This window comes from Thauera sp. JM12B12 (assembly GCF_039614725.1).
In the GTDB taxonomy this organism is placed as follows: domain Bacteria; phylum Pseudomonadota; class Gammaproteobacteria; order Burkholderiales; family Rhodocyclaceae; genus Thauera.
In genome coordinates this window covers 2367909-2381157 of record NZ_CP154859.1, presented here as the reverse complement: position 1 = coordinate 2381157, position 13249 = coordinate 2367909, and the positions used below count along the sequence as shown (strand labels likewise).

The window sequence follows — 13249 nt, the reverse complement described above, 5'->3', positions numbered from 1 at the left end:
AGACATTCATGAGCAATGTGAATTTCGAGCACCTGTTCTCGCCGCTGCAGATCGGTCCGATGCGGGTGCCCAATCGAATCTGCGAAACCACGAACACTATTAACTCATCGCGCGCACCGGGGCTGATCGACGAGCACTTCATCGCCCACCACGGCGCGAAAGCCAGGGGCGGCACGGGCTGGATCGGTAGCGAGACCTGGCTGCTCAACTTGCCCTTTCCGGAGGGCGCCCCCGACGAGGTCTCCTTGCGCGGGGGGTTCGGCTGTCATTTCGCGGCCCACCAGAACCCGGCCTTCATTGAGGGATGGACGCGCTTCGTGGACGAGATCCACGCCAGTGGCGCGGTCGTGGTGGTCCAGCTGACGCATCTGAACGCGCTGTGGGCGCCGTCGCCGGTGCCGGTCGTCGGCGCCCAGGACTACACGCCGCACGTGCTCGGCGAGAAGGAGATCGAATTCCTGCTCGAGGGCTATGCCGATGCCGCCGAAGCGGCGATGAAGAGCGGGGCGGACGGGGTGGAAATCCATTGTGCGCACGAGACGGTTGGCTACAGCTTCCTGTCCCCGGTGACCAACCGCCGCGCCGACCAGTGGGGTGGCGGGCCGAAGGAGCGCGTGCGCTTCGTGATCGAGGCCTTGCGTCGGGTCCGCATGCGCGTCGGCGACAAGCTCGCCGTCGGCATCCGCATCAACGGCCAGGAGTCGCGCGATGGCGGTTACGACAACCTCGAGCTGCGCGAGATGCTCTACTACATCGCCGAGACCGGCTTGCTCGATTTCGTCGACCTCGATGTGGGGCATTGCTGGGGGGCGCCGTCATACGTGCCCTCGTCCTACCATCCTCACGCCGAGTACCGCGAATTCGGCAAGGCGGCGCGTTCGGACATGGCCGAGCTGGATCGCAGGATCGCCGTCCTGTTCACCGGCCGCATCAACGACCCGGTGCTGGCCGAGGAACTGCTCAAGGGCGGCTTTTGCGACCTGGTGGGCATGGTCAGGGCAGGCATTGCCGATCCCGAGTTCGCCAACAAGGCGCGTGAAGGGCGGCTGGGCGAGATCCGCCGCTGCATCGCATGCACGCGATGCATTGACGAGGCCTCGGAACCGATGACGATTCCCTACGTCCCCACCTGTTCGATCAATCCCGAGATCGGCAACGAGCTGCAGTGGCGGGACAGCTTCCGCCCGGCCGCGCAGCCAGGGCATGTGGTGGTGGTCGGCGGTGGGGCGGCGGGTTGCGAGGCCGCCCGCGTCGCCGCCCTGCGCGGCCACAAGGTGACGCTGCTCGAACAGGGGAAGCGCCTCGGTGGGCAGTTGCTGATCGCGGCGCGCGCGCCGGGGCGCGATTCCTTCGAGGACCAAGTGTATTTCGAGGAGAACGCGCTCGCGCGTCTGGGCGTCGATGTCCGCCTGCAGATACGTGCCGACGTGGAGACGATCAAGGCGCTCGCGCCTGATGCGGTGGTCGTGGCCACCGGGGCCCTGCCGCGCGTTCCCGAGGCCGTGCCGGGGATCGATTTGCCGCACGTGGTGCAGGGCTGGGACGTGCTGCTAGGCAAAGTCGAGACCGGAAAGCGCGTGGCGGTAGTTTCGCAGGAAGACTATTACCAGACCCCTTGCGTGGCCGAATATCTCGCCGCGCAGGGTCGCCAGGTCGAGGTGTTCCACAAGTCCGTCCATCTCGCCACCGAGGTGGCGCGCTACTCGATCGGCATGGTGCTCAAGCGCATGGAGCAGTGCGGGGTGGCGGTGCACCCGAATCGGGTGCTCAAGGCGGTGGCGCCGGACGCGCTCGAGTTCGTGTCGTCCTGGGGCGAACGGAACTACCGCGAGCCGGGCTTCGACAGCGTGGTGCTGGTGTACGGCGCCGTCCAGCAGCCCGAGCTGTACTACCAGCTGCAGGCCGACGGCAGCCTTCCCCGCGTCTTCCTCGCCGGTGCGGCCTGGGTACCGCGCCGACTGGCCGAGTCGACCCGCCACGGCGCGAGCGTGGGCATGATGGTGTAGGCGGCGCGCGCGAGCGCGTCGACCGGAAGGATGACGAAGGGCCACCGTTTGCGGTGGCCCTTCGTCCTTTTGCGAGGTGCTGCGCGCGCGGCGGGAGCCGGTGCAGGAGGACGTGTCCGGGCGCGCTGTCATGCGGCGCGAGGCGGCGCCGCGGCAGAAAAAAACCTGCGTGTCCCGAAGGACGGACGCAGGCAGGAGGGAGAGCCGGTGGCCCCCGGAGCGGCGCCGGGGGCGTGGAGCTTTACTGTCCGATACGACGCGCCGCCTCGGGACCGAAATCGCGCTCGCTGACCTTGTTCTCGTTCAGGCGGTAGGCGTTCGGCTGTTCATTGATGAGATTGAAGCCCAGATAGGTGCCGGCATTGAGGTCGTGGTAGAAGCCTGCGCCGGCCTGCCAGGTGTTCATCTCATAGGCATAGAAGTGGTTGAGCATCGAGGTGCGCCACATCTCGCCGCGAGCGTCGTAGTTGTCAGCCATGATCGGGAACATCGTGTCCGCATCGATGTACATCACACGTTTGCCGTAAAGGTGACGGAAGCCCTCCTTCAGCTTGCCCTCCAGCACCCAAACCCTGCGCAGTTCATAGCGCATGTACTCCGGGTTCGCGTGCCCCTTCATCAGCAGCTCGGAATACTTGATGTCCGGCGAATGGACGCGGTAGGCGTGGAAGGGGATGTAGAGCTCGCGCTTGCCGAGGATGTTCCAGTCGTAACGCTCGGGCGATCCGTTCCAGATCCGCACCTCGTCGACCGTGATCGAGCCGCCAGTGCCCGGGAAGGACATGTCGAAGCCGTAGCCCGGCGACTGTCGCACGCGGCGGGTACCGGGATCGTAGCGCCAGCTCTGACGCGGCTGCTTGCCATAGTTGTAGAACTCGACGCCGGTGTTGATCTCGCCGCGGTCACGCTCGGGCAGCAGGGTTTCGTTGAGATACCAGGAGGCGGCGCGCTCACCGACCGGCTCGATCATTCCGGGCTTGTGGCTGGGACCCATGTTGCGCGACTTGACCCGCCCCCAGTTGATGCTGCCGTTGGCGATCACGTAGGCGTTGTCCGAGATCAGCTCCTCGGTGTAGGCGCGGTAGGGGACGGTGATGTTCCACAGCAGCTCGAGGCCGCTCTTCGGGAACGGGAACATGACGCCGTTGGTATAGGCATGCACGCCCATGCCGTCGTCGAGCAGCTCGGCCTCCTCTGCGTTGCGCTTGGTGGCCTCGCACACCGCGTCGGGGTAACGGAAGTCCCGGTGCGTCGGGTAGATCAGCATGCGGAAGGTGTCCGGGTACTTCGCAAACAGGGCCTTCTGGCCGTCGGTCAGGCGCGCGGCATATTGCGGCAAGTTCGCCGCTGTGATCTCGAAAAGTGGTTTCTCGCCGGCGTAAGGGTCGATCGGGTGGTTGCCCGTGCCCTTGAAGTCGACCTGCGGGGGCACGCCGAGCCACTTGCCGCTCCACGCCGGAATGCTGCCGTCGGCGTTGCCGGCCTTGTCGGCGCCGATGCAGTTTGTATCCTTGCCGAGGCGGGCGATCTCGTCCGCCGTCGCCTTGGCGTGCGCGGTACCGGCGGCAAAGGGCAGGGCGAGTGCCGCGGCGACCGCCAGGCCAATGAGTCTGGGTTTCATGTTCGATTCCTTGGTTCGTTGCACAACGATCAGAAGGTGTATTTGGCACTCAGCGAGACATAGTCGCGGTCGGCCAGGTTGCGGCCATTGGCGACGCTGGGCGAGCCGAGGTAGCCGACGTAGGTCAGGCCGATGGTGAAGTTGCCGAGGTACTTGAAGTCGGCGCCCAGGGTCAGGCGCTTCTCGTCACGTCCCATGCCGCTGTAGGCGCTGCCGGCGACGTTCTGCGTCCAGATCGCCTTGGTGGACAGATCCCAGCCGGAGAACACCGCGGGATAGTCGAAGATCGCGCCCAGGCCGACGAGGGTGGAGCCGCGAGTCTGCTCACCGGTGGCGGTCTTGTAGGTGTAGTCGTCGAAGCGGCCCAGATCGAAACCGCCGCTGCTGATCGCCAGGTCGTCCACGCTCTGGATGCGCTGGTGCACGATCTCGCCCATCAGCGTGGTCTGGTGGGCGATCTTCGACGGGCCGAGGATGTAGAGTGCGTTCAGGTTGCCCTGGAAGTAGCTGCCGCGTGCGGGTGCCGGGCCGAGCGGGGTCATCACGTAGACCGGAGCGTCCTCGCGGTAGCTCAACTCGGCCGCCCACTGCACCGCGTCGCCGACCTTCGAACTCAGGCTGATGCCGGTGAGCTTGATGTCGTCGAAGTAGGCGAGCTTGTAGTAGGGCACGCTGCCGGGCGAGGCCTGGCGCGCGAAGCGGTCGAAGGACGAGTAGGTGGTATCACCGCTGAAGTCGAAGAACATCGCGCCCACGCGGTCGTGGTAGCGGTAGTGATAGAGGCCGAGTTCGGTGGCCTCGCTGACCTGGAAGCGGGTGCCGAGGCCCCACTGGCCGGAGTCGCGCGGATCGATCTCGCCGGCGAAGTTGGCGACGGCGAAGCTGTTGTCGGGCAGCGCACTGATGACTCCGGGTGCGAGGCGGAAGAACTCCGCGCCCGGGCCGAAGAAGTCCGAGCCGAAGTAGTCGCCCACCGGGTTCAGCCGGGTCTTCTCCCACTCGTACTGATAGAAGCCGGTCAGCGTGACCTGGTCGTTGAGCGTGAACGAAGCCGACAGCTGGCCCACCGGCAGGTAGCCTTCCTTGGCCTCGGTGCCCGGCACGTTGAACACCGTGGCGTCGAGCGGCGCCTGACCCTGGCTGATGTTGGGCCAGAACAGGCTCTCGCCCCAGGCCAGCACATGGCGGCCGGCCTTCAGCGAAAGGTACTGCTCCTCGCCCACCGCCCAGTTGCCATACACGTAGGCGTCGAGGATGCGTGACGAGCGGCCGCTGTCGCGGCGGGTGATGGCGGTGAATTCGTCATGCGGGCCGATCTTGTTGACGGTGCCGGGCGAGTCGTTGTCGTTGCTGCCGCGATAGGCGTGGTCATAGAAGGTGCTCGCGCGCAGCATCGCGCCCAGGTTGTCGTGGCGCAGGCGCAGCTCGCCGAGCACGTTCGTGCGGTTGGTGATGAGGCTGCCACGGTCGAAATTGCGTGTCCCGTCGTCATAGTTCAGGTCGGCCAGATACTCGCGTGCCGGCTTGCCCAGGCGGCTGGAAAGCGTGTGCGAAAGCGTCAGCGAGTAAGCCAAGGTGGTGTCGTCGCCAAGGTGAATGGTGGGTCCCGCGTGTGCGGTCGTGGCCGTGATCAGGCCAAGCGCAAGTGCGATGGGGGTCAGGCTGTGTGCTGCTTGCCTGCCGGGTCTCCTTTCCCTCTTTCCGGTGCTCATGTCGTTCCTCTTTGGTGTTGTCGTCCGGTACATGCGTGATGCGGACAGCGCGCCGCAGATGTGAGCCTGTCAGGTCGTGACCAGGCCATCATCACCCGTTTGGATGATTCTCCGGAGCGGCCGTTTTTGACGTTCCAACGGCCGCAATTGAGCCAATCCCGAGCCTGTTCGCCGGCGACGGATGACTAAACTCGTTTCCAACATCGCAGGCTGTGCGTGGGTCGTGGCACTCGTACCGACCTCACGGAGGCCGGCTCAGTCCCGATGCCGCGAGCCAGTGGCAGTGGCCTGAATGTTCTGAACCGAACGAGGAGAACGAGATGAGTCGTCCGCTCGAAGACGTGGTCGTGATCGACCTCACAAGACTGTTCTGCGCTTCGCTGAGCGCGGCCTTCCTGGCCGACTTCGGCGCACGCGTCGTTCGCGTCGAGCGCCTCGCGCCAGGCGTGCGCGAGGCCGATGGCTGGAATTGCGAAGCCGATCTCATCCATCGCAACAAGGAGAGCATCGCGCTGGATCTGGGCGGCGATCAGGGTGTCAGCGTGCTGCGCGAGCTGGTGGCGAAGGCCGATGTCGTGGTGACGGACTGGCGCGTGATCGAGCTGGAGGCGCTCGGCATCGACTACGCCGGGGCCTGCGCCCTGCGCCCGGACATCGTGTTCGGGCGCCTGTCGGGTTTCGGGCCGGTCGGCCCGGACAGCACGCTGCCGGCAATCGACGAGCTGGCCGCCGCACGCACCGGGATGATGCCGATCCTGCCGCAGCCCGGACAGCCGCCGGTCTATACCGGTGCGGGGGCCATGCACTCGAGCGCGATGCTCGCCTTCGGGGTGGTCACGGCGCTGTTGCACCGCATCGATTCCGGCGAGGGGCAAGCGGTGGATGTGTCGCTGTTCGGCGCCAACATGTACGGCGCGGCGCTCGACATCCAGGCCTTCCTCGCCATCGGCAAGGGCGACCGCCTGCTCAACCCGATCTCGCGCCTGGACGTCTCCAACCCGATGTCGGGCGCCCTGTATCCGAGCGCCGACGGGCGCTGGGTCACGCTCACCATGCCCGACACCGACCGCTGGTGGCCGATGTTCTCGGCGGCGGTCGGCATCGCCGCGGACGATCCGCGCTTCGACACCCATGACAAGCGCACCGAGACGAACCGGATCGCGCTCATCCACGCGCTCGAGGCCGCCTTCGCGACACGCCCCGGTGCGCACTGGCGCCAGGTGTTCATGGAGAAGCAGATGTCGGCCGATGTCATCGAGCGTTTCGACTACCCGGCCTCCGATCCGCAGGCGCTGGCGAACCGCTACATCCTCGAGCTCGAGCACCCCAGCTTCGGTGCGGTGAAGAGCCTCGGATTCCCGATCTTCCTGAGCGAAGGCAGCGCGCGCCTCGATGCGCTCGCACCCTGCATCGGCCAGCACTCGTCACAGATCCTGCGCGATCTGCTCGGCTATTCGGAAGACGCCGTCCATGCCTGCCGACGCGCAGGCGTGGTGGCATGACGGCAAGCAAAGGAGGCTGACGTGGCACGAGCATTGGAAGGCATGCGCGTCCTCGACCTGACGGTCTGGTTCCAGGGGCCGGTGTCGGCTCAGTACCTGGCCGACTTCGGTGCCGAGGTGATCAAGATCGAACGCCCGCAGGGCGGTGACCAAGCGCGTGGCGTGCGCTCGATCAAGTCGCTCGAGATCGGCGACTGGAACCAGTACTTCCTGGTCATCAATCGCAACAAGAAGAGCGTCGCGCTCGACCTCAAGACCGAGGGCGGACGCGAGATCATGTACCGCCTGGTGGCCGAATCGGACGTGTTCCTGTCGAATCTCGCCCCCGCCCTGCTCGAGAGCTGGGGCTTGTCGTACGAGAAGCTGAAGTCGATCAGGCCGGACATCATCTACGCCACCAACACCGGCTACGGCCGTCAGGGCGACGTGTCGAAGCCGTCCTTCGACATGACCGTGCAGGCGCTCACCGGGATCATGGCCCGCCTGGGCGAGCCGGGCGAGCCGCCGATCTACCTCGGCATGGGCTCGGGCGACGCCTATGGCGGCATCATGTCGGCGCTCGGTATCGTGCTGGCGCTTCATCAGCGCAAGCGCACCGGGCGCGGGCAGTGCCTGGATGCCTCCCTGTACGGGGCGCAGCTCTTCCTCGCCGCGCCTTTCCTGCAGTCCTTCCTGGCCGGTAACGAATCCGCGGCGCTGCAGCGCTCGCGCAAGCAGGTGGAGAACCCGCTGTGGAACCTGTACCCGACCGCGGGCAAGTGGGTCTACCTGTGCGAGCCCAACGAGGACGCCCGCTGGGCCGCGCTGTGCCGCGCCTTCGGCGACGCGCAGCTGGCGGTCGAGCCGCGCTTTGCGAGCGCGGCAGGCCGGGGCGCGCACAACGAAGCGCTGATCGAGGTCATCGAGGCGCACGCCCTGCGCCACGACCACGAATCCCTGATGGACGCGTTCCGCCGCGAGGGGCTGGTGGCGAGCCCGGTGAACAACCTCGCCGACGTCATCCGCGACGAGCAGGCCTGGCGCAACAAATACTTCATGAAGACCTGGTGCGAGGAGGTGCAGCGCGAGGTCGAGATCCGCGGATTGCCGATCACCCTGTCGAAGACGCCGGGCGAGGTGCATTGCCTCGGCCCCCAGCTCGGTCAGGACACCGAGCTGGTGATGATGGAGCTGCTCGGCTACGAGTGGGACGAGATCGAGGCCATGAAGGCCTGCGGCGCGATCCCCTGAGCACGGTTTGTGCGCGGGCGGGGATCGGGGACAACAGCGAGGACGGACGAGCGATGAACGTGAGCGAAGACCAGGGTGTGAGCGCGTGGAGCGCCTGGGAGCAGGTGGGCGGCGAGGGGCTGGACGACTTTGCGGAGATCCTCTACGAGAAGAAGCGGCATCTGCTGACGGGCGGCAGCATCGCCCGCGTGTCGCTCAACAAACCGGAGAAGATGAACACGCTCACGCTGGCGACGGTGGATGAGATGTTCCGCGCCTTCTACGACGCCAACCACGACCCCATGGTCGGCGTCATCGTCGTCGCCGGCAAGGGCAAGCACTTCGGTGCCGGCGGCGATGTGGAGTGGGAGCGCTGGGGCCTGCGCGAAGCCTTCTACAACCGCTACCCGCACAACCGCCTGATCCGCCTGTCGCGCAAGCCGGTGATCGCCCAGGTGCAGGGCTATTGCATTGCCGGGCACAACCACATGGCTTACTGCTGTGACTTCACCATCGCCGCCGACAACGCGGTGTTCGGCCAGGCCGGCCCGAAGGTGTCCTCGCCGGCGGACGGCTTCTTCGTGCCCTATCTCACCAAGGTGGTCGGCGCCAAGAAGGCGCGCGAGATGTGGATGCTGTGCCGCAAGTACAAGGCCGAGCAGGCGCTCGAGATGGGGCTGGTGAACACGGTGGTGGCGCTCGACGAGCTCGAGGCCGAGGTGGACCGCTGGTGTGCCGAGCTGCTCGAGAAGAGTCCCGGTTGCCTGGAGGTGCTCAAGGCCGCGTTCGACCAGGAGATGGAAGGCTATCGCGAGTCGTGCGTGACCTCGGCGGCGATGTACCCCGACTGGTTCGACATGCCCGAGGGCAAGGAGGGCGGCGCGGCCTTCCTCGCCAAGCGCAAGCCCGGGTTCTGGGCGCTGCGCGAGCGCGAGGCCGGCGCGCGGCAGGATCTGCTCAACACCTATCAGGCCGAGCATCCGCCCGCGGCGGCGGGGGGCTGAGCCATGCTGCGCGACAAGGCCTGCATCGTCGGGATCGGCGAAACCCCCTTCTGCCGCAAACCGGGCTCCGGACTGTCGGAGATGGGCATCCAGCTCAAGGCGGCGATGGCGGCGATCGAGGATGCCGGCCTGAAGCCGGCGGACATCGACGGCATCATGCCGTTCCCCAACGTCGGCAAGGCAGAGGCCTTCGCCGCCGAGCTCGGCTGCACCAACCTGCGCTTTGCCGCGACCCTGCACATGGGGGGCGCGGCGCCGGTCGCCTCGCTGCGTGCGGCAGCGATGGCGGTCGCCACCGGGGTGGCCGAGCACGTGCTGGTGCCGGGCGGCTGGAACGGCTACTCGGGTGCCCGGGTGCGCGAGACGGCTGCCAACGATGTCGACTCCATTCCGGGCGGCGCGATCGCGCGCGACTTCTACCTGCCCTTCGGGCTGACCGCGCCGCCGCAGTGGTATGCGTTGATGGCGCGCCGGCACATGCACGAGTTCGGCACCACCGAGGAACAGCTGGGTGCGGTGGCGATCGCGATGCGCCGCCACGCCCAGCTCAACCCGGCCGCGCTGATGCACGGCAAGCCGTTGGACATGGCGCAGTACCTGGACTCGCCGATGATCTCGTCGCCCTACCGCCTGTTCGACTGCAGCCTCGAGACCGACGGCGCCGCCGCCTTCATCGTGACCAGCGCCGAGCGTGCGCGCGACCTCCGCCAGCGCCCGGTATTCATCATGGGCGCTGCGGCGAGCCAGCCCTATCCGGCCGACGAGATCTGCGGCCGCCCGGACTTCCATCGCATCGGGCTCACCACCGCTGCGCCGGAGGCCTTTCGCATGGCTGAAGTCAAGCCTGAAGACGTCGACTTCGCGCAGATCTACGACTGCTTCACCTTCGAAGTGATCCAGCAGCTCGAGGAGGCCGGCTTCTGCAAGCGCGGCGAAGGCGGTGGCTTCGTTGCCGACGGCGGCATCGAGCTCGGCGGGCGCCTGCCCGTCAACACCCACGGGGGGCTGTTGTCCCAGGCCCATGTGCTGGGCATCAGCCACGTCGTCGAGGCGGTGCGTCAGTTGCGGGGCGCGGCCGATGCCCGCCAGGTGGCGGGTGCCGAGATCGGCGTGGTTACCGGCTGGGGCGATTTCGGCGATGGCAGCATCGCCATCCTGCGGCGCTGAGCCTGAAATGGAGGAGAGGCACGACATGAACGCAGCAAGCGCCGACTACGGCAAACCGCTTCCAGCCCGGACCGGCCTCACGGGGGAGTTCTATCGCTGGTGCGCCCTTGGAGAGCTGCGCTTCCAGTGCTGCGAGGACTGCGGGCGCCACCGCCACGTGCCACGCGAACTGTGCGCGCACTGCGGTTCACCCAATTGGGTGTGGGCCCGTTCGAGCGGACGTGGCAAGGTGTTCTCATGGACAGAGGTGGTGCGTCCCCTGCACCCGGCATTCGCCGCCGATGCGCCGTATGCGCCGGTGATCGTCGAACTCGACGAGGGCGTGCGCCTGCTCACGCGGGTGATCGACTGCGCGCCAGCGGCGCTGGAGATCGGCATGCCGGTGGAGCTTGCCATGACACAGGTGAGTGATGACGTCTGGTTGCCTTGCTTCAGGCGATCCGGGGATTGAAGGGCGGCGGGTTGCCGCGCGTCCCGATCGCGGCCCCGCCACACGATGACGACAGGAGACGAGATGGAACTGAATCTGCCCGAAAGTGTGGTCTACGAGAAGCGTGGCCCGATCGCGATCATCACGATGAATCGCCCGGACGCGATGAACTCGCTGACCAAGGAGATGCTGATCGGACTGGAGGCGGCCTTCGACGACTTCGAAGCCGACCCGGCGCTGCGCGTCGCGATCTTCACCGGGGCCGGGGACAGGTCCTTCTGTACCGGCCTGGACATGAAGGCGGCGCTGCCCGCGCTCAACGATGGCGATGCGCTCGGCTACGAGGACCCGGCCAAGCGCCCCTTTCAGCGCAACTTCAAGCCGATCATCACCGCGGTGAACGGCATGTGCGTGGCGGGCGGACTGGAGTTCATGCTCGGCACCGACATCCGCATCGCGGTCGACACGGCCAAGTTCGGCCTCGCCGAGGTCCGCTGGGCCGTCGTGCCCGCAGGCGGGTCGCACATCCGCCTGCCGCAGCAGATCCCGTGGGCGATCGCGATGGAGCTGCTGCTCACCGGCAACACGATCGACGCCCAACGCGCCTACGAGGTCGGCCTGATCAACAAGGTCGTTCCCGCCGACCGGCTCATGGACGAGGCCCTCGCCTATGCGCACCGGATCTGCGAGAACGGGCCGCTGGCGGTGCGCACCGCCAAGGAGATCGCGCTACGCGCGCTCAACAACGAACCGGCCTTCGTGCTCGAGAAGACGATGTCCGCACGCGTGTTCGCATCCGAGGACGCGCAGGAAGGCCCGCGCGCCTTCGCCGAGAAGCGCAGACCCCAGTACACGGGCCGCTGAGCGGACCGCCCACCGATCATCACCAGAGGAGAAGCGAGCATGGCTGACAAGGACTATTTCGTCGCGATGACCGAGTTCCACTTCATGAACCTGCAGACCATGAGTGAAATCGGCTACTACCCCGGCATGCAGCATTTTCATGACAGCGTCAATGGCGTGCTGCGTGCATGGGCCGGGCGCGACCTCGACAGCGAGTGGCCGTCGCCGATCGCGAGCGAGCTGATCAAGTACATGGACCAGGCCAACATCGACGTGGCGTTCTGCCTGCGCGAGCCGATGATGGACATCACCGGCGGCACCGTGTCGATGTCGACCAACGGCTTCATGCTGCAGCAGATCGCGCCCTATCCCGGCCGCATGTACCTCGAGGCCAACTGCGGCCCGGTGGTCAAGCGCGGTCTGAAGCACGCGATCTGGGAGCTGGAATACCTGGTCAAGGAGCGCGACGCCCGCCTGTGCAAGGTCTATGCGCCCGAGGACGAGGCCGCGCTCAACGACCGCCGCATGTGGCCGTTCTACGAGAAGGCGCAGGAGTTGGGGGTGCCGCTCACCATCCACACCGGCATGAGCTACGTCTGCCCGCAGCCGAGCAACCACTGCGCGGTCGGCCAGCTCGACGACATCATGCTCGACTTCCCCGAGCTGAAGGTGATCGCCTATCACGCCGGCTGGCCCGACACCGAGGAGCTGATCGGTCTGTGCGGCAAGCACAAGAACCTCTACATGAGCATCTCCGGCATCATCGGCTGGTACCAGCGCGCACCCTACCGCGGCTATCACGCGATCGGCACCGCGCTGCAGTGGATGAACTCCGAGAAGATCGTGCTCGGCTTCGACCTGCCCTTCGACGACCTGCAGCGCGTCACCGACTACATCCGCTACTTCGACATGCCGCAGGAGCTGCAGGAGAAGTGGGGCTACGCTCAGCTCACCGAGGAGGACAAGGCCAATATCCTGGGTTTGAACCTTGCCCGCCTGACCGGCATTGAGCCGACCAAACGCGCTCCGAAGGTGGCCTGATGGAAAAGCTCATCTATGTGCTGTGGCGTGATCCGCGCATCGACGCAGCGGATTTCCACCGCCGCCTGCGCGAGGAGGTGGCGCCGCAACTGCTCGAGTTCGGCGCGCGCGGCCTCGTCCTCAATCTCGCCGACGAGGCCGCGCGCGGCGCGGCGCCCGAGTTCCATGCCTGCGTGCCGGCGATGGAGGCCTTCGTCTCGGTGTGGCTGGATTCGGCCTGCCGCGCCGTGCGCCAGCCCTTCGACGCGGTGCTCGTCAGCCTGGGCGGGCGGGTGGCGAGCTATGTCGTGAGTGAATCGCAGGCCTTGCTGAATACGCGCTTCCCGACGCCGCTCGGCGAGCGTACGCCCGGCTTCGTGCAGATCGCGATGTTCCGCCGTCCGCCCCGGGTAGCGCGCGAGGCCTGGCTGGAGATCTGGCTGGAGTCGCACACGCAGGTGGCGATGGACGCCCAGGACACTTTCCTCTACACCCAGAACGTGGTCGGGCGCGCGCTCGGCTTCGACTCGCCGCACTATGACGCGATCGTCGAGGAGGGCTACCCCCCTGCGGCCCACGGCGATCTCCGCGCCTTCTTCGACGCGCCCGGCGACGAGGACAAGTGCCTGCGTAATCAGGCCCTGATCGGCGAGAGCTGCGCCCGTTTCATCGACTTCGACAAGCTCGACGTGGTGCAGACCAGCCAGTATGTCCTCAAGTCCGCCGGCGCATGAA

At 66.6% G+C, this 13249-nt stretch carries 11 protein-coding genes; 9 read left to right on the top strand and 2 right to left on the bottom strand.

Annotated elements, in window-relative coordinates; all coding sequences use genetic code 11:
- Window positions 1–8 precede the first annotated feature (8 nt).
- On the top strand, window positions 9–2006 hold the full coding sequence (locus AAG895_RS10635; RefSeq protein WP_345791990.1) for an FAD-dependent oxidoreductase: 1998 nt from the start codon (window positions 9–11) through the stop codon (window positions 2004–2006).
- Between the two features lie 241 nt (window positions 2007–2247).
- Here the strand turns inward: AAG895_RS10635 and AAG895_RS10630 are convergent, their stop codons facing one another.
- The gene (locus tag AAG895_RS10630; RefSeq protein WP_345791989.1) at window positions 2248–3627 is read right to left on the bottom strand and encodes a DUF1329 domain-containing protein; all 1380 of its coding nucleotides are present in this window, start codon (window positions 3625–3627) and stop codon (window positions 2248–2250) included.
- Window positions 3628–3656: 29 nt separating this feature from the next.
- Entirely contained in the window at window positions 3657–5225 is a 1569-nt protein-coding gene (locus tag AAG895_RS10625; protein WP_345795274.1) for a DUF1302 family protein, read from the bottom strand.
- A 434-nt stretch (window positions 5226–5659) separates the two neighbouring features.
- Between AAG895_RS10625 and AAG895_RS10620 the strand changes: the two genes are divergently transcribed.
- The 8 genes from AAG895_RS10620 (at window position 5660) to AAG895_RS10585 (ending at window position 13248) form a co-directional block, all read left to right on the top strand.
- Complete coding sequence (locus AAG895_RS10620) at window positions 5660–6841, top strand: CoA transferase (RefSeq protein ID WP_345791988.1); 1182 nt, start codon at window positions 5660–5662, stop codon at window positions 6839–6841.
- A 21-nt stretch (window positions 6842–6862) separates the two neighbouring features.
- Window positions 6863–8071: a CoA transferase gene (locus tag AAG895_RS10615; protein ID WP_345791987.1), complete on the top strand. Its 1209-nt coding sequence runs from the start codon at window positions 6863–6865 to the stop codon at window positions 8069–8071.
- Window positions 8072–8124: 53 nt separating this feature from the next.
- On the top strand, window positions 8125–9054 hold the full coding sequence (locus tag AAG895_RS10610; RefSeq protein WP_345791986.1) for an enoyl-CoA hydratase-related protein: 930 nt from the start codon (window positions 8125–8127) through the stop codon (window positions 9052–9054).
- A gap of 3 nt (window positions 9055–9057) precedes the next feature.
- Window positions 9058–10221: a transporter gene (locus AAG895_RS10605; RefSeq protein ID WP_345791985.1), complete on the top strand. Its 1164-nt coding sequence runs from the start codon at window positions 9058–9060 to the stop codon at window positions 10219–10221.
- 25 nt (window positions 10222–10246) lie between these two features.
- A complete protein-coding gene (locus AAG895_RS10600) occupies window positions 10247–10672 on the top strand; it encodes an OB-fold domain-containing protein (RefSeq protein ID WP_345791984.1) in 426 nt (141 codons plus the stop codon).
- Between the two features lie 63 nt (window positions 10673–10735).
- Window positions 10736–11515: an enoyl-CoA hydratase-related protein gene (locus AAG895_RS10595; protein ID WP_345791983.1), complete on the top strand. Its 780-nt coding sequence runs from the start codon at window positions 10736–10738 to the stop codon at window positions 11513–11515.
- Window positions 11516–11554: 39 nt separating this feature from the next.
- On the top strand, window positions 11555–12535 hold the full coding sequence (locus AAG895_RS10590; protein ID WP_345791982.1) for an amidohydrolase family protein: 981 nt from the start codon (window positions 11555–11557) through the stop codon (window positions 12533–12535).
- Window positions 12535–13248 (top strand): hypothetical protein, encoded by a 714-nt coding sequence (locus tag AAG895_RS10585; protein ID WP_345791981.1) that lies wholly within the window; start codon window positions 12535–12537, stop codon window positions 13246–13248. The genes AAG895_RS10590 and AAG895_RS10585 overlap by 1 nt, the downstream gene beginning before the upstream one ends.
- Window position 13249: the final 1 nt, after the last annotated feature.